The sequence below is a fragment of the Mucilaginibacter sp. SJ genome (genome assembly GCF_028993635.1).
In the GTDB taxonomy this organism is placed as follows: domain Bacteria; phylum Bacteroidota; class Bacteroidia; order Sphingobacteriales; family Sphingobacteriaceae; genus Mucilaginibacter.
This window is the reverse complement of sequence record NZ_CP118631.1, coordinates 6,683,241-6,703,642: the sequence shown is the minus strand read 5'-3', so window position 1 is coordinate 6,703,642 and position 20,402 is coordinate 6,683,241. Positions and strand designations below refer to the sequence as shown.

Genomic DNA, 20,402 nt, shown 5'->3' with positions numbered 1-20,402 from the left:
CCAGGGACGGCGCTTTATTATTAATTAAAACCGCATTTAAATAAACAGCATAATAAATCAATAACTTAGATAGCCGGGGAATTAGAAAATTTCGCTTCCTTCATCCTTAGTAATCCCGGCTTTGCCACACTTTATTTAGCCGGAGCATACGCGCCGGTTTTTAACCAGGTAAGCCAGGCTTTCTTAAATGCGGCGTGGCTCATTGGTGGAAGTTTACGGCCTTCCCCCGGTTTCCAGGCCGACAGCACCAGTCCATCATCTGCATGTGCAATGAGCTTCTGCATGTCCTTATGCCCGTTTTGCTTGGGATCTATGATTTGTTTTGCCAACTGGCGGGGTGTTCTCCCCTGGAAAACCATTTTCATGTCGGCCGGTGGCAGATGCCAATTGGGATTGCCCGGAGGCGTATGCAAGCCCGGAGTATTTGTTGGCTGATGGCAATTGGCGCATTTCATCGCATAAACACCCTTACCATCTACCCCCCTTTTGGGAAACATGGTGTGCAAGTGACTATCATCACCCTGCAGTGGTATATCTCCCGGGGGATGACAATTCATACAGCGGGCACTCATTAATACGGTGTAAACTTGTTTAAAAGCTGCAACAGAAGCCACACTATCTTTAGGCAGCGCCGCATAATTAAATGTTGATTTTTCTTCTTTGAACGATAATATGACCGCGCTTGACATAAACAAAACGATCATGGTGATTATTAGTTTTTTCATGCCTGTTTTTCGAGTCGGTTGTTAACAATAGGTAAATTGTAAATCCGTTTTCCGGTTGCTGCAAAAATTGCATTAGCTACAGCCGGTGCTGTTGGCGGAACTGCACATTCTCCGGCACCTCCCATTTTTTCCTTGCTATCCACAATGTAAACATTGATCCGGGGTGCTTCGTACATCCGGGTGATCCGGTAATCATAAAAATTATTTTGTTGCAGTTCCCCATTAACGAACGTCAGCTCGCCGTACATTGCCATCGAGATACTGAAAATGATCCCGCTTTCCATTTGGGCTTTTACACCGTCGGGATTCACGGCCAGGCCGCACTCAATTGCACAATCTACCTGATGTACCTTCGTAACTCCTTTTTCAACACTTACTTCGGCTATAATCGCTACAACGCTGCCAAAAGCCTCATGTACCGCGATACCTTTATACCGCCCAGGAGCCAGTGTCCGGTTCCAATTGCCTTTTTCGGCCACAAGATTAAGCGCAGCCAGGTGCCTTGAATGATTTTTAAATAACTCGCGGCGGTACTCCACCGGGTCGATACCTGCATTGTAAGCAAGCTGGTCAATAAGCGTTTCCATTACATATGCAGTGTGCGTCCCCCCCACAGACCGGTACCACAAAACAGGCACTACTTCTTTGGTGGTGTGAAGGCCAACAAAATGATTTGGTATCTCATCCAGGTATGGTGATCCTTTAACGCCTTCCACCGTGGTATCATCTATTGCCGGAGGCGGACCAAAAAGCACTGCCGCATCCGCCATAATTGACTGACCTGCAATATTATGGTTCCAGGCAACCGGAAGACCATCCTTATCTACACCGATCTTTACATTATGGACATAAAAAGGCCGGTAAAACCCGCTCTTCATATCATCTTCCCGTGTCCATACCATTTTTATCGGTTTACCGCTTGCTTTCGCAATATGAACCGCCTCCGAAACAAAATCGCAGGCAGGTGTAGCACGTCTGCCAAAGCCTCCCCCAAGGAATGGTATATTCACTTTTACCTGCTCCGGCTTAAACCCAAGAATTTTTGCTGCGGCAGCCTGTTCCCCGCCTGGCAACTGTGTACCTGTCCATATCTCGCAGCTATCATTTTCAATCTTTACTGTGCAATTCAGTGGTTCCATCGGTGCATGGGCCAGGTAAGGAAAAACATATTCTGCCGAAATGGTTTTTACCGCTTGTGTAAGCGCTGTTTTTACATCACCTTTTTTTTGAACCAGCAGACCATCCGATGCAGCCAGTTTTCGGTAAGCCGCAGTTTGCATACCGGTATTTAACTGCACGCCGGTGCCATAGTCCCAGCTTATCTGTAAGGCCTTCCGTCCCTGTTGGGCCGCCCAGAAGTGGTCGGCAATGACAGCCACCCCGGTCGGGATTTGAACAACCTCCCTTACGCCGGGAACTGCTTTCGCCTTACCGGCATCAAACGATTTGACTTTACCCCCAAAAACAGGTGCATGAGCAACAACTGCGGTGAGTAATCCGGGGAACTGGATATCCATGCCAAATTTTGCAGTACCATCAGTCTTTACTCGCGCATCCATCCTTTTGCTTCCTTTGCCTATATACCTCCAGTCGGTAGATGAACGCAGCGGAACCTTTGCAGGTACAGGTAACTTTGCCGCGTCGTTAGCTAACTCTCCATAAGTGTATCTTTTGCTCCCGGCAATAACAAACCCATCTTCCGTTTTGCAGCTTTCGACAGCAGTCCCCGAACGGGTAGCGGCTGTTTGAAGCAGGAGCGTCCGCGCGGTTGCTCCGGCATTCCGATACCTGTCAAACTCAGACCAGGTGGTACTTGACCCCCCGGTAATTTGCGCGCCGTAAATAACATGGTTAAACGCCTTATCGGCACCGCCATGTTTAATATTGATTTTTTTCAGATCCACATCAAGCTCGTCCGCAATCAACATGGGCAGCGTAGTCCAGATGCCCTGCCCCATTTCTACATGGCTCAGGTATACCGAAATACTATTGTCTGTACCTATATTTAAAAATGCATTCGGGGCAAACACGTTCAGGTCTGCCATATCTGCAAGGGCAGCCAGCTTATTGGCCTTTGGAATAGTAAATGAGATGAGCAAGCCGCCGCTCAATAATGCACCTGATTGTATAAAGTTACGCCTGTTCATGATTTTGCTCCTTCCCGCTGCAGTTCTGCCGCTTTGTGTATAGCCGCCCGGATGCGGGGATAAGTACCGCAACGGCAAATATTACCCGACATTGCATCGTCAATATCCTGATCTGTTGGGTTGGGATTTTCCCGCAGCAAAACAGCTGCAGACATGAGTTGACCAGATTGGCAGTAACCACATTGCGGAACATCGAACTCAGCCCAGGCAATTTGCAAAGGGTGGTCATTTAATTTAGACAGTCCTTCAATTGTAGTGACCTGTTGCCCTGCCGCACGGCTCACCTTTGTTACACATGACCGCACAGCTTCGCCGTTCAGGTGTACAGTACATGCTCCGCACTGCGCCACGCCACAACCGAATTTGGTGCCGGTAAGGCCTAAAAGATCACGAATAACCCACAGTAAAGGCATGTCCGGGTCAGCGGCAACCTCCCGCTGTTTCCCATTAATTGTTATCGCTGTCATATTGAAGAGTTTAAGTTAGGTTTGAGACCGGGAACCAATAGTTAAATTTAAGTATTTCTACCAGGAATACCAATACAAATCAAACAGTCATTTCTCTTTAAATCCATATACGTAACGCTCGTTATATACACTGATAATTAATCAGTGTTCCTGGGCTTTGTGACAACCTGATGGCCGGTTATTGTTACCGGAGCAGGCTGATTTATTTGTTCACCACATTTTAACATTTGCCGGCATATTATTTATCTTCACAACAAATACATCTTACCATGTCAAAACCAATCAAACCCTTGTTAGTTACGTGTGCAATTGCTTCACTTTGCTCTTTTCTTGACATTTCGCAGGCTGATGCCCAATCATTGCCGCCCGTTGAAACACAATCACCAACGGCCGACTATAAGCCTGCTTTTCCGGGTCAGACAAGAGCTCCCGGCGCGCAAACTAAAACCAAACTCAGTGTAAGCGTGATCAATCATGAGTTGAAACAGCCCTTTGCTTTACGCTGCCTGCCCGACGGGCGCTTTTTAATTACAGAAAAAGGCGGCACCATGCGGATATTAAAGGCCGATGGCGGTCTGGATAAGAATATTCAAGGTTTGCCGGCAGTAGCGGTGGGTGGCCAGGGTGGCTTGTTAGATGTTAATTTTGACGCTTCTTTTGTAAAAGACCGGACGTTATTTTGGTCGTACTCCGAAAAAGTTCCCGAGGGATTCCAGTTGGCCATTTCCACTGGCGTGCTTTCGTCCGATTACAGCAGGCTCGAAAATGTAAAGGTGATCTATCATGCTAAACCCGCATATAACGGTCACCTGCAATTCGGCTCACGAATCGTTTTCGATAAACAGGGCAACCTGTTTGTAAGCACGGGCGAACATGGGGATGATGAAATGCGTGTCAAGGCCCAGGACCTGAATACTGCAATCGGAAAAGTATTGCATATAACCCGTGACGGGAAACCGGTGCCCGGCGGGCCGTTTGCGCAAAAAGCCGGCGCTTTGCCCGAAATTTATGCTTATGGCTTAAGAAACCCAGAAGGTATGACGATGAACCCCAATACAGGTGAATTATGGGAGTCGGAATTCGGTCCGCGCGGAGGTGATGAGATTAACATTATCCGGCCGGGAAAGAACTATGGCTGGCCGGTTATTACTTATGGCATCGAATACAGGGGTGTAAAAGTTGGCGATGGGATACAGCAAAAAGAAGGCATGGCCCAACCTATTTATTACTGGAACCCAAGTATTTCACCATGCGGCATAACCTTTTATACAGGCAATCTGATTCCCGAATGGAAAGGAAATTTATTTGTGGGCGCTTTAGGCGGATCACATATCATCAGGCTCATAATCAAAGACAACAAGATTGTAGCGGAAGAACGCCTGCTGAAAGACAAGGGCGAACGCTGGCGCTCTCTTGTTACAGGCAAAGACGGCGCACTATATGGTGTTACGGACAACGGCAATCTTTACAAAATAGGTAAGCTTTAATGAGGAAAGTCATATAGTAGAAGCGAGCAGTAGTTTTTCTTTTAAACTTTCCGGGCGGAACGGTTTGAGCATGTAATCATCCAGGTAACGGTATCCGCCCAATTGCTCGGCCGCCGCATCCACAGAAGCCGTTACCGCAATGATCCGCACCGGTACTTTGCCCGGAGGCGTTGATTCTTTGATCAGTTTGGCTGCCTCAAACCCGTCCATGACCGGCATATTGATATCCATCAGCACCACGTCATATATCTTTTGCCGGCATGCATCAACCGCTTCCTGGCCATTAACTGCTACATCCGGCTGGATGTTCCAGTTTTTCAATATCTTTTTCATTACCAGCACATTGACCTCGTTATCTTCGGCAATGAGCACACGCAGGGTATCTATCCCCCTGTCATCCCGGGAAGTCCCGGTAACCGGAACAGGTTCGGGATGAACAATCGGAAAACTGAGCCCGAAACTGAAGGTACTCCCCTTTCCCTCTTCACTGGCAAAAATGAGCACTCCACCATGCAGCGCAACCAACCGGCTTACAATGGTCAGCCCCAATCCTGCACCATGGTATTGCCGGCTCGTTTTAGCGGATACCTGGACAAAAGGGTCAAAGATATGCTCTTGTTTATCCTGCGGAATGCCAATGCCACTGTCTTCGACCCGGAATAGTACCCGGATTCCCTCATCTGTTTTTGAGCTCACCCTGGTTTGCAGGCGTATATAACCGGAGGTTGTGTAACGAAGCGCGTTTTCGACCAGGTTGAACAGTACCTGGGTCAGGCGACTCTGATCGCCGGTTACTGTTACCTCATACAATTGCGGATCGGGAAAATAGGAAAAGTCCAGGCTTTTTGCTACAGCTTTTGATCGAAAGGCACCATATACATTTTTCAGGAGATCGTCCAACCGGAAATCGTTTTGCTCCAGTTCTACTTGGCCTGCATCTATTTTATTAAAATCCAGTATATCATTGATAATGGCCATCAGGTTCTCCGCCGAAAAACGCAGGATGTCCAGATTTTCCTTTTGTTCGGGCTGTCTATTTTCCATCGCCAGGATATTAGACATCCCAATCACCGCGTTCAGCGGGGTACGAAGTTCGTGAGACATGGTGGACAGGAAATTGGTTTTCGCTGCGGCCAGTTCCTGAGCGGCCGTCAACGCCAACTGCAAGTCGGCCTTGAGTCTTTGCTCTGTCCGGTTGGTTCTTCTGAAGGCTTTAAAGAAATTGTAATGGATAAAAACCAGCAGGATAAAATTGAAAACCATGACAAAAACGAAAGCATAAGGTTTTGTGGTTAACTGCTGGCTGGGAAAATGATAGTTAAATACGTATTCCGTGATCACCAGGGCAATAACAGGTATCAGATTAGCCAGAGAATAAATCAGGCCCCAGCGGGCGCCAAGAATATAATAACCGCCGGTAATGATCAGCAAAGTATACTGAATGGTCACCAGGGTTACTCCCTGGCGGGATAGTAAAGCACCCGACCAGATCAGAACGGTAAAACAGGCCAGGAATACATGCCCGGCCCGTGTCCAGGGCTGCTTAAATAAAAAAAGCGCAAATGTGATGATAAAAATCGACAGGAATACGCCCAACCTTGCGTTGATTAAAATCCCCCAGTCTGCTACTATACTGTAAATAAACAGGAAACCGAATAAAAAGATGAAGGCTATTATAGCCTGCGCGAGGATGCGTATCCGGGCTTTGGTGAGCATTTCAGGTTCCCGGGCAAGGATCTGATTATACCGGTCACGGAAATATCGGCTGATTTTCATTGAAACTTCAAAATAAGAGAATAATGGTCGGTCGTTGGCCGGTATGCCCGGTAAATATATAGTGCCGGGCACCCGTTATAATTATACGGCAGGAAACAGGCCAGGGTTATACCGGGCGGGCAAGCTTATAAAGAAATAAAACCGATAAGCTTTATTTAAAGTTCGACGAATTTGTCATAAAGATCCCAAACTAAAGCACCGGAAACAACCTCCTTCATTTGCGCCATGATTATATCATCGCCGTTACATCTAAGGTTGATCATACCATACTTGATCTTATCGGTTGTTATATTTGTAGACCTGGCAAGTTCAGTAGAGAACACCAGTGGCCGTTTTGATTTTGAATATCTTCCGGCACAACCTATCGCATCAGCCCTGGGGTGCGAATATGACTCATTATCTCCCGAAGAAATAACGGTAGCATATGGGTTGACCTTTGCCATATATTCAATTGTAAACTCCGACGCACCATGATGACATGACTTGGCGATATCCACTTCAAATGGGTTATTTTCGCCATAGTGTTTCAACAAATGATCTTCAGCCTGCGAATTAAGATCTCCGCCAAACAATACGGAACGACTTCCATAGGTCAATTTCAAGACGACGCTATGCCCATTAATTGTGTGGGCTTCATCATCTAAATATAAATATTCCACGGGATCATGTTTAACAACCGGGGCAAGGAACTCCAGTTTGAGCGTTTTACCGGCAATAGGTACCTGGATCAAACCTGTTTGGTAATCGGCTCTCATAAAATTCTGTAACCGCCCCTGCTGTCCGGCATTACTAACTGCAAAAGTAAATTTCTGCATTAAGTCGAGCATCCCGCCATTAGCCTTCAAAGCAATTAAATCCGCTATAGAGTCAAAATAAGTGGTTAAATAATTCACTCCATTTTTTTTCTTTTTGATTCCAAGCTCGGTGTTGTACGAGGCAGGAAAATCGGCTTTATCGCTATTAAATTTGGCTATACCATTATGGAATATAGTGCCAAAAGTATAATGATCGTCATTTATGATGTCTATGAGTCCCTGGTAATGATCTTTATCAAAGTGGCTGATCACCACATAATCAAAATGAACTTTCTCGTTCCTGTCGAAATAATATTTATACTGCCATTTCCGGAGGTAATTGCCAAGGTTAGTGTCCGGCCCTCCGTCAATCAGCATTTTAAATTTATTTCCAACTTCAATAAGTGCACCGTCTCCCTGACCAACATCCACAAAAAACACTTTCATCCCCGGCTCATCTCCAATATCGCTGTTCCTGATCCAACCGGTTGTGCTAAATGCAGTTACTTCCTGCCAATCGCCCCTGGCGTTGCCGGTAAGTAAAACGTACGACCCCATCAAAATTGTATTGTTCTTACTTTTTCCATTACCATTATGATCAACGGATTTAAAAGTATTAGCGAAAAGGCTGGTGACGATTTTATAGTGAGACATGGTTGCAGGTTTTGTTCTATAAAGATAGAAAACATATCTAAATATTTGCAAATCAATATTATAAACCAATTCGCACTATATAATAAAGCGTTCCGATATGCTGGCCCGGCCGAGGTACTGGTTATAACATTTGGTAAGATTCCCGCAGGTAAGTAAACAACACCGGACGCAGATCATCCAGCAGCGCAATACGGATGTGGTTTTCGAACTTATTACCTGAGGCAATACTTTTAAGCACCGGCTTCCCCGGGTGTGGCGTTTTTGAATAGAATTTAATGTCCAGTTCCTTTTTCATGGGCCTGATCACCAGGAAGGTGAGCCGCCGGGTAAAAACGATACAATTTGGGGTGGTACCGACGAGTACACCTTCCCAATCGGCCACTTCCGCCAAAATCTTATCAAACACCAGTACCAGTTCTGCGGGGCGGCCTTTGAACAAGCTGTCGAGACTAACGCGTGCACAATAATGGCGCTGCTCCGCTTTTGGCAGCTCCCGTTCACATTTCGGGCAGATCCAACTCATAGGTGATCTATCTTTTACGTTTTTCGAGCATCTCTGCGATACTAACGGCCGAGCAATCGATGATCAGCCTGACCACGACCGCTACAGGCATAGCGGCTTCATCTTTAAAGTTGATACAGCCTTTCTGAAATTTAGCGTCCGGCAACAGCTTTTCAAATTGTTGGTGCAGCGCCGGGTTCATATACATTGGCAGGCAATGCAACGACATATGGTTCTTCGTAGTGGCCAGTCCGTACTTCATATAAGAACGCTCCTCGTATAAGATCATTTCCTTACCCATCATCGGCTTCACAACCGGCATAACAGTCGGATCGTTCGCTATAATCGCCTCATGGAGCGCTGTTAAAACAGCCTGTCTTTCTCCGGGTGCTCCACTGATGAATTCCGTAATGCTCATAGACCAAGATAAGCAAAATCAATTGATTATCTTTAGGTTTAAATTTAGGTGCCAGGAAAAAATTTACCCTTGCTGCACTGCTGCCTGTTTCTTTTATGCTGGGTTACGGCTTCAGCCTGTTTACCCAACAGGTGAACATCGGCCCGCGGGTAACAGGTATAGGCGGCATTTTGTTTAAAGCCAAAGACCCGGCGGCGCTCAAGGCCTGGTACAGCAAAAACCTGGGCTTGCAATGGGTGAATACGGGTCTAACTTTGAATGGCACCAGGGCACGGACAGCACTAAAAAGGCTTTACCTTATGGGCTCCCTTTAAAGAAACCACTAAATATTTCCACCCTCTGAAAAACAGTTTATGATCAACTACCGCGTGGAAGCCCTTAACCGTTTATTAGCCAATCTCAAATCGGCCGGTATCCTGCCGACCGATTCAGTAGAGAAAGCCAGTTATGGCAACTTTGTACATTTGATGGATCCCGAAGGTAATAAAATTGAGTTATGGGAACCTAATGATATAGAATATGCCAAACTCGGCAAATTAACAACTAAATAGCAGCATCACGCCGATACGGTCACAGGCCATCAGAGGCCCGCTGCAGGGCTGCGACGTCAACTTTCTTCATCGTCATAAAAGCCTGTGTAATGCGTGCAATTTGTTCGGGGTTGCCATTTTTCATTGTTTTTAACATAATTGTTGATGCAACCTGCCATGACACTCCATATTTGTCCTTCAGCCAGCCGCATTGTCCGGGCTCGCCATCAACCGAAAGCGCCGACCAGTAGTAATCGATCTCTTCCTGTGTTTCGCAGGGGATCAATAGCGACACCGCATCGTTAAAATTGAAACCATGCGGATGCGCGCTGTCCATGGCTGCCAGCCAGGTTTGGTCGATATAAAAATCGGCAAACATAAGCGTGCCGGCTTTATCGGGGCCCATATCCTCCGGACGTGGAGCTGTAATACCCCGTTTGCTGTCTTTAAACACAGAGCAATAAAAGTCGATCGCCTCATTGGCTTTACCGGCCACCTGGCCGGTATACATTAGCGACGGAACGATCACCGGTCTTTCTTCACCTGCCGGGTTGGTCAGTATCAGTTGCCATGACACACCATATTTATCGCTTACCCAACCATAACGCTCACTGAAAGGATAGCGGTCGAGCGGCATCATTATCTTTCCGTTTTCTGACAGCTTGCTCCAAACTTCGTCAATACGCCTGGCGGCGTCCAGATCACGCGACGGATCAAAATTGATCATAAAAGAAATAGATGGACTGATCTTTAATCCATCTCCGGCGCTGATACCCAGAAATGGCTGACCGGCAAAGGTAAATTCAACTATTTCGCACTCTCCGCCGGGCATTGGGAAATGATTAACATAGTTTAAAGCCGAATCAGGCATTAAGGTTGCATAGAACTCGGCAGCTTCCCGGGCTTTATCCTGGTCGAACCAGATGTGTGGTTTGATGGGTAACATAGGTAAATGATTTTAGTGGTGATATATAATTAAAAATTGTAAGCGTTAATTGTTTTGACCGGCCGCACCGCCGGCTAAGGCTTCACCTTGGAGTCCGGCATCTGGAATAAGAACTCAGGATTTTAATCTGTTTTCATTTTTGGATATTTAACTACCTCAAAACTAATTGGTTTTTTAAGGCCAAACAAGGTGCGTTAGTGCCATTTATGTGGCATATTATGACAGGAGTTCACTCTCCATTGGACCGCCATACCAAATGAAAGATCCTCTATTTTCATCAGGGTATACTATATTGCACATTCATTGAAAACCATGAAAAAACCCGTGCCATTTGACTTCCTGCTCGATTACCTGCCGACCGGCATAATCATCAAGCCGGCGGTAGGCATGTTCTATATCTATTTCGATAAAAAGATTGTGCTGATCTTCCGAAAGGTTAATAAAAATCCGCAGCATAACGGTATTTGGATCTCTACCGGGCGGAAAAATCATGCCAGCCTCAAAGAGGAAATACCGGCCATCACTCATTTTGTATTAGATGAGGGCTTTGATACGACCTGGCTCCTGCTCAGTGACAGCCACGATGATTTTGAAAGTTCGGCAATACAGCTCTGCGAACTTGTTTCGTGCAGGGATAAAAGAGTCGGTAAAGTAACCCCTAAAAGCGCAGCGATGTTTGAATAGCCCCCTGAACAAATTTAATCGTCATCAGCATCAGCTTCTTGGGGGTGATCTTTAAAATATTCCCGCGCCTTTTTTAACCCCGTGGCTATGGCAATACCTTCATCGCCGCTTTCCTTTAAAATTTCATTAGCAATTTCTACCGCCTTTTCCCGCAGTTTGGGAGGTTGATTTTTGTAAGATGGCGGGTAGTCTCCGTTATACCAGGGCATGCTTCCTCCTTTTTAGGCAACAACAATTACGACGAAGATTTGATTGAAAAAAGTATTAATGAGTAAGGGAGAACAAACCTCACCCCGATAAATAAAATCAATAAATTGATTTCATCCACTTAAAATCCTTTACATCTAATTTTAAATTTCCTTCAATGCCTTGCCAAATCAATAAAACAATAATTAATTATTGTTTTACAATAATTAATTATTACATTTACCAATAATTTAATTACGGTATTTATATGAAGTTAGTACGCCTTATTTCAACTATTGCATTTTACCTTACCAGGGTCATGTCTGTAGGGTATATTTTAACAACGTTACATTTAGTAGTTTCGGTAGTTTTTAAACTTTCCACCCTGAAGTTTCTGCCTAACGGCCGCTTTGCTATTTGTTATCCATTCACTTCTAAATATTTTTTATTGGGTTCGGCATATACGGCAAAGTACATTATTGAAATGGCCTTGTTGATTGCATTTTACGGGATGTTTTTCTGGTTATTGGGCAATGTGTTTAAAACCTTCAGGCAAAAAAAATTATTTACAGTGCAGGGTGTTCACAACCTCAAACAGTTTTATATCACCAACCTGGTCATATGTCCGGTGTTGTTCCTTATCTTAAGCATATACTCTATCGAAGACTACCCGTATATGGTGATGATTATTGGGCATGGTATCATGGGCATATTCGCACTTTTTATTGCTGCCATATTTGAACAGGGAGTGAATTTACAAAACGACCAGGACCTAATTATTTAACAATGCCAATAATCGTGAACATAGATGTGATGCTTGCCAAACGCAAAATGCAAAGTAAGGAACTGGCGGAAAAATTAGGTATAACACCAGCCAATTTATCCATACTTAAAACCGGTAAGGCAAAAGGCATTCGCTTTGATACGCTGGAAGCAATTTGTAGCATATTAAACTGTCAGCCCGGCGATGTCCTGGAATATGTAGAAGAGTAAAACAGTAAAATTTATAGAAGTAAAAAAGCTCTTAAAAAAAGGGCATGGAATTGTATTGCCTTAAAATTTAATATTATGGATAAGCTATCAATTAAAAATTTAACCAAAACATATGCTAATGGTGTGAAGGCCATCAATAATGTCTCGCTCGAAATTGGGAACGGCATGTTTGGGCTATTGGGCCCCAATGGCGCGGGTAAATCCTCCTTGATGAAAACCATTGTGGGCCTGCAGCCGGCCGATAGCGGACAGATCATATTTAACAATACTGACGTATTAGCAAACAGCTCCATCATTAAAAAGCATTTAGGTTTTTTACCCCAGGATTTTGGCGTATATCCCAAAATATCGGCTTATGACCTGCTTACGCATATGGCCATTTTAAAAGGTATGATCAATGCCGTCGAAAGAAAGCAACAGGTATTGGCTTTACTGGAGAAGGTAAATCTATTTCAGCATCGTAACAAAGAAGTACATACTTTTTCGGGCGGTATGCGGCAGCGATTTGGGGTGGCGCAGGTGTTATTGGGCGACCCTAAAATTGTGATTGTTGATGAGCCGACGGCAGGTCTGGATCCAGAGGAGCGCAACCGCTTTAACAGTTTATTAAGCGAAATGGGCCAGAATATCATCATTATCCTGTCTACACACCTGGTTGAGGATGTGCGCAATTTATGCACTAAAATGGCCATCATGAACAATGGTACCGTACTGGCCCATGGCGACCCTGCGCATCTCATTCAGGCTTTGGAAGGCAGGATCTGGCAAAAGCAAATTGCTAAAAGTGAACTGGATTATTATAAAGATGATTTGAATGTGATCTCATCGCAATTTATTGCTGGCAAAATGAATATCCACGTGCTGGCAGATAGTCCACTGCAAAATTTCCAGCCTGTTTCTCCAACACTGGAAGATGTATACTTCGCCACCCTTAACCAAGTAATAGCCTAATCATGAAAGCTATATTTATTTTCGATATTAAAAGCTATTTTAAAAGATGGGGCTTTTATGCCATCTTATTATTGATCATAGCATCGGGCATACTGGGTGGCGCTAACGCCCGGTTTTCCATTAGTGACAATATATTTGATAACTCACCTTATCAAATCAGCTTTATTACAACCCTTATTAGTTTAACTACGCTTTTTTTTAGTACGTTATTTGCCTCCCAATTATTGTTCAGGGAAGCGGATGCCCGCTTTGAACTGTTGCTTTTTAGTATGCCGGTAAAAAGAAGTCAATTTGTGGCGGGCAGGTACGCGTCATTATTTGTGATGAGCTTTTTATGTGTTCTGTTATTGATAATCAATTTTTTTATAGGGCATGCAATGAATGCGTCATCTGCAAAAAGTACTGGTTTTGTGTTGAGCTGGTACCTGTACCCCATCATACTTTTCGTGTTCATTAATACGGTATTTACCACGGCTGTTTTAAGCTTTGTGGCATGGTTTAGCCGCAACAAATTATTAGTGTATGTAAGCGGACTGCTGCTGTACATATTTTATATGGTTGCTTTGATCTATTCAGGCTCTCCTCTAATGGCCCAAAGCATGCCGCAGTCTGACCGGGCCCAATTAATCGCCGCTATACTTGACCCCTTTGGTTTCTCGGCCTTTTTTTACCAGACGGCCAATTGGTCGGTATTACAGCGAAATACCGATGTGGTATCATTAAGCGGCATTTTTTTAATAAACCGGCTGGCCATCGTGTTGATATCTGCAGGCCTGATATTCTTTTGCTTGAAGCGATTTTCCCTGATCAAAATTACCCGGCATAAAAAGACTGCATCCATCATAGCAGCCCGACAAAATACAACCGGTGCGGCGTATAAAACGGCCAAAACAGCACACCATTTTTTTGCACATATCCGGGCGCTGCTTTCATTTACAAAAATGGACCTGATCTATATATTGAAAAGCATCCCGTTTGTTTTAACAGCTATCGCCTTGCTGTTTTTTGTAGGTATGGAAATGTATGCCGAGATAGAAAAAGGCATCAGGATACCACAAAAATATGCGAGCTCGGGCTTAATGGTAAGCACTATAATTCAAAATTTTCACGCATTGTGCATGATCGCTGTTCTGTATTATGCGCATGAGATATTCTGGAGAAGCAGGAACGTCAATTTTAATCTTATTGAAGATACAGCGGCCAATATTAAGACCCATTTTATAGCTAAATGCCTTTCACTTACTATCGTTATTTTTCTGTTTAGCTGCCTGGTAATAATTGAAGGCATCTTATTTCAGCTTTTATATCAATATCCTGTCATCATGTGGCGGGTTTATGCTTATGTGTTTTTGTTCAACACTTTTCCATTGGTGTTATTGTCTATATTGGTTTTATTGATCCAAAAGCTCATCAGGCTAAAGTATGCAGGCTTGGGTTTAACGGCATTATTCGCGGCCATAATGGCAACCTCGCTGGGAAAAAAAGTCGTTGTATCTCCATTGGCCAGATTCCTACAACCGTTTAACGGCAATTATAGTGACATGAACGGCTTTGGCACTTACCCCTCCGCTTACGCAGAAAGATTATTATTCGGTTTAGGGATAGTGGCCATGCTTTCAATCGTTTTTAACCTGTCTAAAAGAAAACTGTTAAACTGGCCGGTAATTACCGTTACCATCATATCAGCGGCGATAACTTATTATGCAGGCCTTAATTTGATGAACGGCTATCAACCTAAAACCGAAAATTCCGGCCTGCAGGCCCAGGCCACTTACGAACGATCATATCGAAAATATCAGAACTTGCCACAACCAACCATCATAGCTGTTACTACAACGATTGATCTTTTCCCTGAGAAAAATGCTTACCATATTAGCGGGTTGTACATTGTAGCGAATAAAACCAAGCAGCATATCAATATCATATTGGTTAATTTTGGCGATGAACTAACCATCAATCGGGCAGCATTTATCAATGGTGCAGAAACTATCGCTTTAAAAAAACAATACCAGTTAGTTCAATTGAAGAAAGCACTCTTACCTGGTCAGGAGGCGCGATTAGAATTTGACATCAGTTACGAATGGAAAGCCGTGAACGGACACCGGTCTTTTAATGCGATTGTGCAAAACGGTTCGTTTATGCGTATAAGCAGGTATTATCCTCAGTTTGGCTATTTATCAGCGAATGAGATACAGGATGAGCTTAAGCGGAAACAATTACACTTAGGAAATATTACACCGGTTAAGGCATTTGATGCACCTATGACGCCCAATGATGATTTCATTAATCTTGATATGACCATTTCTACACCATCAACCCAAACTGCTATTGGCGTTGGCGAATTAACGAAGCAGTGGAAAGATAAGCATAGAAATTATTTTCAGTACAAAACAAGTTCGCCTATACCCTTTCGTTTTGCATTATCGTCTGCACAATATGCTGTAAAAAAGGAAACCTATAAAGGCAAAAGCTTTGAGATCTATTATCATCCATCTCACTATGAAAATGTAGCGCATTTACTTAAAAATGCCAAACTTACTATGGATTATTGCGAGGCGAATTTTGGCTCCTGCCCTTTCAATACTATTCGTTTTGCCGAAATTTCCAGCTTTACAAAGGGATTTGCTGCAACGGCATACCCTGCAACGGTTTATATGGCCGAGGATATGCTCTTCCATGCTAATATAAAAGCTGGTGAACAACAGGATGTGATTAACGAGTTAGCCGGACACGAACTATCACATTTATGGTGGGGTAATAACCAGATCTCTCCGGATGAAAGAGATGGTGCAGCCATGCTTACAGAAACCTTTGCCATGTACACCGAAATGATGCTGCTCAAAAAAATGTATGGTAAAGAAAAATTGCGTGAAAAAATAAAAATACATTTAGGAATTTATTTGAGCGAAAGAGGCTATGCTGATGAACAACCCTTATCTAAGGTAAAAAGCGAGAGTACACATATTTCCTATTCAAAGGGCGCTGTAATTATGTATCAATTAAGTGAATTAATTGGCGAAGAGAAGGTAAACCTTGCGTTGAAAAATTTCTTAATGAAGAACAAATATCCTAATCCCAAACCTGTTACGGCTGACTTTTTAAAGGAATTATACCCGCTTACCGATGCCAGGTTACATCCTGGTATTGAAGCGATGTTCATGAGGACAGGAGGTTTACAAGAGTTGGATTTGAAATAATAAAAGCCAGCGGTTCTCCTTTATTAGCGACAACGTTCGGTGATGAGTTGGGAAGCTTCCAGATCGCATTTGCCTGCTAAAAGGGGTGGGAGACTACAAAAGGACAAGCCCTATAAATTAGTTGATTTATAGGGCTTTGATTTAAAAGCTAAATACTGGTAACGCTCTTCTATTGGCAGGCAAACCCATCAGCTTACTTTAAAAAATTGTTCAGATAGGTCAAAACCGTTGTTGTCTGCATCATCAGGCTTACATGTCCTTGCGAAGGGACAATGGCCAATTGCGATTTTGGCATTGGCGCTAAATCAGCAGAAACGCCGCCGCCTAATAATTTATATGTTTTTGCCAATTCAATTTTGTCCAACCCATCGTTATCACCGGCTATGATCAATACCGGCGCAGAAATTTTCGAAATATTGTCATCACCGAAGTCGAACGGCTCCTGCGCGAAAGCGATCATCTGCCCTATAAACTTTGTCCATTTTGTTTTATCTGGTGCTATTGCATCATATGCGGCTTTCATAGGAGTATTCATAAAAAGTTCAGGCTTCCAGGATTTAAACGCATTGGTTATTTCAGGCAGCCAGCCGCTACTTTTATAAGTAGAAGAAATGATCACTAATTTTTTTAACCGTTTAGGGGTTTGTATAGCAACCTTGTAAGCCACAGAGCCACCCATACTATATCCTGCTACGTCGGCACTGTCAATTTTCAGGTAATCCATCACTCCTTCCACATCATTTGCTAAGGTAGCATATGATAATTTTCTATCTGAAAACTGTGTGTGCCCATGTCCCTGTAATTCAATTGCAATTACTTTCCTGATTTTTGACAATTCAGGGATCAATTCGGCCCAGTTTCCTTCAATTGTCATAAAAGCACCATGTAGTAAGATGAGGGGTTTACCCTCGCCATATACCTCATAATAAACTTTGATGTCGTTAACAGGCGCGTAACCACTGTTGGAAGGCTTGATTTGCTGTCCATTTGATCGGGATCCTGCACACATAATTACAATTACCAATATTGATTTAAGAGGGCTAAGTGCTTTGAGTAAATTTTTCATAACGTTTAAGTTGTGGTTTGAATTTTATTGACAATACAAAGATGGAACTCATTTCAAAGTTTGATACAGTGCAAAAACGACTACTTAGGGGGAGGATTGCGACAAATATGCTTACGAGCAAAGAAATGCCCCTGCTTGCTCCCCGTTAACGAAGGATCAAGTAATGGAAGGAAATAAACATGAATCTGTAAAAAGAAAACCCTCTAAATTTTCCATTCAGAGGGTTTTGACACTTGGTATCGCTTTCGTCGGGATGGCAGGATTCGAACCTGCGGCCTCCACATCCCAAATGTGGCGCGATACCGGGCTACGCTACATCCCGTTTTTTTATTTAAACCTGCGCTGGTATGCTATTCCACCAATCAGAAAAGAAAACCCTCTAAAATTCAATTTAGAGGGTTTTGATACTTGGTATCGCTTTTAGTCGGGATGGCAGGACGATTTATCCTTTCCGCAAATAATTATATATCAATAAGTTGATTGAGACTTTTTAGAACTACTCACTGTTTTACTCACATATTTTTCGACAGCGATTGATACAAATTTATTAATTTAAATCAATTTATGAAATAAAGTTTATGTAATTTGTATAACTAACAAGTGATGAAGTATAATATATAAGGCATTCGTTTCTTCAATAATTAAGGCCGCTAAATTTATTAAAATACCCATTTTTCTATTTTCAAACCCTTTATTACATTTGCAGTGATTTGCTGCCCGCAAGATTCGAGTTGTATTATTCGTGTTGGCCTACCTAGTAAATAACATGATTATTTATGGGATTGATTTTATTTAACTTCGACGCAATTTCTCAACAATTGCCTCAATTTACCGCTTAATTTTGTTGTTACATTTTCATCTAAATCATGTTCATATTTCATTAAAAAATGAACATATAGTTGATTTTTGTCCATAATTTAATCCCCAAGATCAATCGCGTTCATTTTTTTAACAAAATTGGACATATGGTTTTAATTTATCAAAACACTTGCGTTTATTTGCATTGTGTTCACGAATGAAAATAAAATGAACACATGATATGGCTTACGACAGAACAAAACCATTTAATGATTTACCATTGCTGCCCCCAAAATCAGAAATCGAAAATGATGTTGAGATTCTGAAGAAATTGGTAACAGCATCAAGAGCATTAGCGGCTGTAAACAGCAGCATTATGAGATTGCCAAATCCTTTAATGCTGGTAAATACAATAGCTCTACAAGAGGCCAAAGCCTCTACTGCCATTGAAAATATTTTTACAACCGAGGACGCTTTATATAAAGCGGTTTCAGATACCGTCCAAGAAGATAAGGCTAATATTGCAACAAAAGAGGTGTTACGTTATCGTGAAGCTCTATGGACTGGTTATCAACTCATTAAAGAAAATAATCATATTGACTTAGAAAGCGTATTAGGAATTTTTAGGCAAATTAAAAATACATCATCAGGGCTTAGGTCACCGGCATCATTAACTATAATTCAGCGCGGGCAAAGTGAATTTCGCTCAGGAGAAGTAATTTATACTCCCCCACGAGGAACCGGAATATTGGAAAAACTAATGGATAATTTATTGAACTATTTAAATGACGATCAAAAATATCCTACAGATCCTTTACTAAAAATGTGTTTCGCTCATTATCAATTTGAAGCGATACATCCTTTTCCTGATGGTAATGGAAGAACTGGTCGCATATTAAACTTACTTTATCTCGTACATGCGGGCTTATTAAATCAACCCGTGCTCTATCTGTCTAAATATATTATCGTTAATAAAGACGATTACTATTATAATCTGGGTATTGTTACTCAACGAAGTTCGTGGAAATCATGGATACTATACATGCTGGATGCCGTGGAAAAGACAGCGCTATTAACAAGTCAATTAATTAATAGCATACTTGCACAAATGGATTCAACGTTAATGCACGCCAAAAATTCAATAAAATGGTATAATAAAGAGGTAAACGAATTAATTTTTAGTCAACCATATATCAAACCTAAATTCATCGGTGATCAATTAAACATTACATCTAGGACAACCCTAACAAAATACTTCAATGAATTGGTTGATGCCAAAATATTAAGTCCTATAAAAGATGGTAAAGAATTATTCTACGTAAATGACGATTTGATACGTATTCTTGAGGGGTAATTAAAATTGATAATATTTTAATCAGGTAAAAAACGATTTTTATGAAATGCCGGAAAAAGGTGCTGCTATAATAAATAATTATAGCAGCACCTTTATTAAAATCAAATCAAATTTTTTCTTTGACGAACGAAGAAACAGTCAAGCGATGAACGCCTAAAATCCTTCCTATAGCACTGTAGGATATTTTTTTATTCATCAATGATTTAATATCGTCTTCTTTACCTGTAAGTTTACGCATTTGTGATTTGCTACCTTTGGGGCGGCCAAGTATCTGTCCTTCTGCTTTCCTGCGCGCGAGCGCCTCTTTTGTTCGTTGGGATATTAAGTTACGCTCTATTTCGGCTGATAAGCCAAAAGCAAACGCCAATACTTTTGAATTGATATTATTCCCGAGTTCATAATTCTCCTTAACCGTATATACCATAACGTCCTTTTCCATACAATCATGCAAAATCTTCATGATCTGCATTAGGTTACGTCCCAAACGCGATAATTCGGACACAATAAGAATATCTCCTTTTTGCATTCTCTGTAATAATGCTCCGAATTTGCGGATTTCCAATTTTTTTGTAGAGCTTATTGTTTCGTCTACCCACTCGTTTATAAATATTTGTCGTTTGTCCGTAAAGTTTTGAATTTCAAACCGTTGGTTTTCTGTTGTCTGTTTGTCCGTGCTGATGCGAATGTATCCGTAGTTCATGTTGATTAATTTATTACCAGTTTTAAT

At 42.5% G+C, this 20,402-nt stretch carries 20 protein-coding genes and 1 tRNA gene; 9 read left to right on the top strand and 12 right to left on the bottom strand.

The genetic code is table 11. From position 1 onward, the window contains the following. Window positions 1–131: 131 nt before the first annotated feature. From MusilaSJ_RS27520 to MusilaSJ_RS27510, 3 genes are read right to left on the bottom strand one after another with little or no spacing between them, the layout of a single operon-like run. Window positions 132–725 carry a hypothetical protein gene (locus MusilaSJ_RS27520; RefSeq protein WP_274987945.1) on the bottom strand — a complete coding sequence of 198 codons (594 nt, stop codon included), beginning with the start codon at window positions 723–725 and terminating at the stop codon, window positions 132–134. Next, a complete protein-coding gene (locus tag MusilaSJ_RS27515) occupies window positions 722–2,872 on the bottom strand; it encodes a xanthine dehydrogenase family protein molybdopterin-binding subunit (protein ID WP_274987944.1) in 2,151 nt (716 codons plus the stop codon). The genes MusilaSJ_RS27520 and MusilaSJ_RS27515 overlap by 4 nt, the downstream gene beginning before the upstream one ends. After that, complete coding sequence (locus MusilaSJ_RS27510; RefSeq protein ID WP_274987943.1) at window positions 2,869–3,339, bottom strand: (2Fe-2S)-binding protein; 471 nt, start codon at window positions 3,337–3,339, stop codon at window positions 2,869–2,871. The genes MusilaSJ_RS27515 and MusilaSJ_RS27510 overlap by 4 nt, the downstream gene beginning before the upstream one ends. A gap of 269 nt (window positions 3,340–3,608) precedes the next feature. Between MusilaSJ_RS27510 and MusilaSJ_RS27505 the strand changes: the two genes are divergently transcribed. Then, complete coding sequence (locus MusilaSJ_RS27505; protein ID WP_274987942.1) at window positions 3,609–4,826, top strand: PQQ-dependent sugar dehydrogenase; 1,218 nt, start codon at window positions 3,609–3,611, stop codon at window positions 4,824–4,826. 9 nt (window positions 4,827–4,835) lie between these two features. Here MusilaSJ_RS27505 and MusilaSJ_RS27500 read toward each other — a convergent pair whose 3' ends face one another. From MusilaSJ_RS27500 to MusilaSJ_RS27485, 4 genes are all read right to left on the bottom strand, one after another. Next, window positions 4,836–6,602 carry an ATP-binding protein gene (locus MusilaSJ_RS27500; protein WP_274987941.1) on the bottom strand — a complete coding sequence of 589 codons (1,767 nt, stop codon included), beginning with the start codon at window positions 6,600–6,602 and terminating at the stop codon, window positions 4,836–4,838. Window positions 6,603–6,757: 155 nt separating this feature from the next. Beyond that, window positions 6,758–8,050: a ComEC/Rec2 family competence protein gene (locus MusilaSJ_RS27495; RefSeq protein WP_274987940.1), complete on the bottom strand. Its 1,293-nt coding sequence runs from the start codon at window positions 8,048–8,050 to the stop codon at window positions 6,758–6,760. 121 nt (window positions 8,051–8,171) lie between these two features. Beyond that, complete coding sequence (locus MusilaSJ_RS27490) at window positions 8,172–8,573, bottom strand: DUF5655 domain-containing protein (RefSeq protein ID WP_274987939.1); 402 nt, start codon at window positions 8,571–8,573, stop codon at window positions 8,172–8,174. A gap of 7 nt (window positions 8,574–8,580) precedes the next feature. After that, window positions 8,581–8,970, bottom strand: coding sequence for a DUF1801 domain-containing protein (locus MusilaSJ_RS27485; protein WP_274987938.1), 390 nt, complete (start codon window positions 8,968–8,970; stop codon window positions 8,581–8,583). Between the two features lie 95 nt (window positions 8,971–9,065). On the opposite strand from MusilaSJ_RS27485, the gene MusilaSJ_RS27480 reads away from it, so the two are divergent. Then, window positions 9,066–9,284, top strand: coding sequence for a hypothetical protein (locus MusilaSJ_RS27480; RefSeq protein ID WP_274987937.1), 219 nt, complete (start codon window positions 9,066–9,068; stop codon window positions 9,282–9,284). A 39-nt stretch (window positions 9,285–9,323) separates the two neighbouring features. Beyond that, on the top strand, window positions 9,324–9,521 hold the full coding sequence (locus tag MusilaSJ_RS27475) for a VOC family protein (protein WP_274987936.1): 198 nt from the start codon (window positions 9,324–9,326) through the stop codon (window positions 9,519–9,521). A 19-nt stretch (window positions 9,522–9,540) separates the two neighbouring features. Here MusilaSJ_RS27475 and MusilaSJ_RS27470 read toward each other — a convergent pair whose 3' ends face one another. After that, the gene (locus MusilaSJ_RS27470; protein ID WP_274987935.1) at window positions 9,541–10,446 is read right to left on the bottom strand and encodes a VOC family protein; all 906 of its coding nucleotides are present in this window, start codon (window positions 10,444–10,446) and stop codon (window positions 9,541–9,543) included. 312 nt (window positions 10,447–10,758) lie between these two features. Here MusilaSJ_RS27470 and MusilaSJ_RS27465 point away from each other — a divergent pair, with 312 nt between their 5' ends. After that, a complete protein-coding gene (locus MusilaSJ_RS27465) occupies window positions 10,759–11,130 on the top strand; it encodes a hypothetical protein (RefSeq protein WP_274987934.1) in 372 nt (123 codons plus the stop codon). A 14-nt stretch (window positions 11,131–11,144) separates the two neighbouring features. Here the strand turns inward: MusilaSJ_RS27465 and MusilaSJ_RS27460 are convergent, their stop codons facing one another. Beyond that, complete coding sequence (locus MusilaSJ_RS27460; protein ID WP_274987933.1) at window positions 11,145–11,339, bottom strand: DUF2188 domain-containing protein; 195 nt, start codon at window positions 11,337–11,339, stop codon at window positions 11,145–11,147. A gap of 245 nt (window positions 11,340–11,584) precedes the next feature. On the opposite strand from MusilaSJ_RS27460, the gene MusilaSJ_RS27455 reads away from it, so the two are divergent. The 4 genes from MusilaSJ_RS27455 to MusilaSJ_RS27440 all read left to right on the top strand — a co-directional run bounded on the left by MusilaSJ_RS27455 (window position 11,585) and on the right by MusilaSJ_RS27440 (window position 16,457). Beyond that, complete coding sequence (locus MusilaSJ_RS27455) at window positions 11,585–12,100, top strand: DUF2975 domain-containing protein (RefSeq protein ID WP_274987932.1); 516 nt, start codon at window positions 11,585–11,587, stop codon at window positions 12,098–12,100. Window positions 12,101–12,102: 2 nt separating this feature from the next. Then, the gene (locus tag MusilaSJ_RS27450) at window positions 12,103–12,309 is read left to right on the top strand and encodes a helix-turn-helix domain-containing protein (protein ID WP_274987931.1); all 207 of its coding nucleotides are present in this window, start codon (window positions 12,103–12,105) and stop codon (window positions 12,307–12,309) included. 75 nt (window positions 12,310–12,384) lie between these two features. Further along, the gene (locus MusilaSJ_RS27445; RefSeq protein WP_274987930.1) at window positions 12,385–13,260 is read left to right on the top strand and encodes an ABC transporter ATP-binding protein; all 876 of its coding nucleotides are present in this window, start codon (window positions 12,385–12,387) and stop codon (window positions 13,258–13,260) included. 2 nt (window positions 13,261–13,262) lie between these two features. After that, the gene (locus tag MusilaSJ_RS27440) at window positions 13,263–16,457 is read left to right on the top strand and encodes an ABC transporter permease/M1 family aminopeptidase (protein ID WP_274987929.1); all 3,195 of its coding nucleotides are present in this window, start codon (window positions 13,263–13,265) and stop codon (window positions 16,455–16,457) included. A 193-nt stretch (window positions 16,458–16,650) separates the two neighbouring features. Here the strand turns inward: MusilaSJ_RS27440 and MusilaSJ_RS27435 are convergent, their stop codons facing one another. After that, entirely contained in the window at window positions 16,651–17,523 is an 873-nt protein-coding gene (locus tag MusilaSJ_RS27435) for an alpha/beta fold hydrolase (RefSeq protein ID WP_274987928.1), read from the bottom strand. Between the two features lie 248 nt (window positions 17,524–17,771). Continuing rightward, window positions 17,772–17,845, bottom strand: a tRNA-Pro gene (locus MusilaSJ_RS27430). Between the two features lie 717 nt (window positions 17,846–18,562). Here MusilaSJ_RS27430 and MusilaSJ_RS27425 point away from each other — a divergent pair. Beyond that, window positions 18,563–19,675: a Fic family protein gene (locus MusilaSJ_RS27425; RefSeq protein WP_274987927.1), complete on the top strand. Its 1,113-nt coding sequence runs from the start codon at window positions 18,563–18,565 to the stop codon at window positions 19,673–19,675. Between the two features lie 106 nt (window positions 19,676–19,781). Here the strand turns inward: MusilaSJ_RS27425 and MusilaSJ_RS27420 are convergent, their stop codons facing one another. Beyond that, on the bottom strand, window positions 19,782–20,375 hold the full coding sequence (locus MusilaSJ_RS27420; protein ID WP_274987926.1) for a master DNA invertase Mpi family serine-type recombinase: 594 nt from the start codon (window positions 20,373–20,375) through the stop codon (window positions 19,782–19,784). Between the last annotated feature and the right edge of the window lie 27 nt (window positions 20,376–20,402).

Bases quoted from the DNA above. Each gene is read 5' to 3' on its own strand.
- MusilaSJ_RS27460 (WP_274987933.1), bottom strand. From the start codon at position 11,339: ATGCCCTGGTATAACGGAGACTACCCGCCATCTTACAAAAATCAACCT.
- MusilaSJ_RS27510 (WP_274987943.1), bottom strand. From the start codon at position 3,339: ATGACAGCGATAACAATTAATGGGAAACAGCGGGAGGTTGCCGCTGAC.
- MusilaSJ_RS27505 (WP_274987942.1), top strand. From the start codon at position 3,609: ATGTCAAAACCAATCAAACCCTTGTTAGTTACGTGTGCAATTGCTTCA.
- MusilaSJ_RS27425 (WP_274987927.1), top strand. From the start codon at position 18,563: ATGGCTTACGACAGAACAAAACCATTTAATGATTTACCATTGCTGCCC.
- MusilaSJ_RS27420 (WP_274987926.1), bottom strand. From the start codon at position 20,375: ATGAACTACGGATACATTCGCATCAGCACGGACAAACAGACAACAGAA.
- MusilaSJ_RS27445 (WP_274987930.1), top strand. From the start codon at position 12,385: ATGGATAAGCTATCAATTAAAAATTTAACCAAAACATATGCTAATGGT.
- MusilaSJ_RS27475 (WP_274987936.1), top strand. From the start codon at position 9,324: ATGATCAACTACCGCGTGGAAGCCCTTAACCGTTTATTAGCCAATCTC.
- MusilaSJ_RS27435 (WP_274987928.1), bottom strand. From the start codon at position 17,523: ATGAAAAATTTACTCAAAGCACTTAGCCCTCTTAAATCAATATTGGTA.
- MusilaSJ_RS27440 (WP_274987929.1), top strand. From the start codon at position 13,263: ATGAAAGCTATATTTATTTTCGATATTAAAAGCTATTTTAAAAGATGG.
- MusilaSJ_RS27520 (WP_274987945.1), bottom strand. From the start codon at position 725: ATGAAAAAACTAATAATCACCATGATCGTTTTGTTTATGTCAAGCGCG.
- MusilaSJ_RS27500 (WP_274987941.1), bottom strand. From the start codon at position 6,602: ATGAAAATCAGCCGATATTTCCGTGACCGGTATAATCAGATCCTTGCC.
- MusilaSJ_RS27515 (WP_274987944.1), bottom strand. From the start codon at position 2,872: ATGAACAGGCGTAACTTTATACAATCAGGTGCATTATTGAGCGGCGGC.
- MusilaSJ_RS27480 (WP_274987937.1), top strand. From the start codon at position 9,066: ATGCTGGGTTACGGCTTCAGCCTGTTTACCCAACAGGTGAACATCGGC.
- MusilaSJ_RS27495 (WP_274987940.1), bottom strand. From the start codon at position 8,050: ATGTCTCACTATAAAATCGTCACCAGCCTTTTCGCTAATACTTTTAAA.
- MusilaSJ_RS27490 (WP_274987939.1), bottom strand. From the start codon at position 8,573: ATGAGTTGGATCTGCCCGAAATGTGAACGGGAGCTGCCAAAAGCGGAG.
- MusilaSJ_RS27455 (WP_274987932.1), top strand. From the start codon at position 11,585: ATGAAGTTAGTACGCCTTATTTCAACTATTGCATTTTACCTTACCAGG.
- MusilaSJ_RS27450 (WP_274987931.1), top strand. From the start codon at position 12,103: ATGCCAATAATCGTGAACATAGATGTGATGCTTGCCAAACGCAAAATG.
- MusilaSJ_RS27465 (WP_274987934.1), top strand. From the start codon at position 10,759: ATGAAAAAACCCGTGCCATTTGACTTCCTGCTCGATTACCTGCCGACC.
- MusilaSJ_RS27485 (WP_274987938.1), bottom strand. From the start codon at position 8,970: ATGAGCATTACGGAATTCATCAGTGGAGCACCCGGAGAAAGACAGGCT.
- MusilaSJ_RS27470 (WP_274987935.1), bottom strand. From the start codon at position 10,446: ATGTTACCCATCAAACCACACATCTGGTTCGACCAGGATAAAGCCCGG.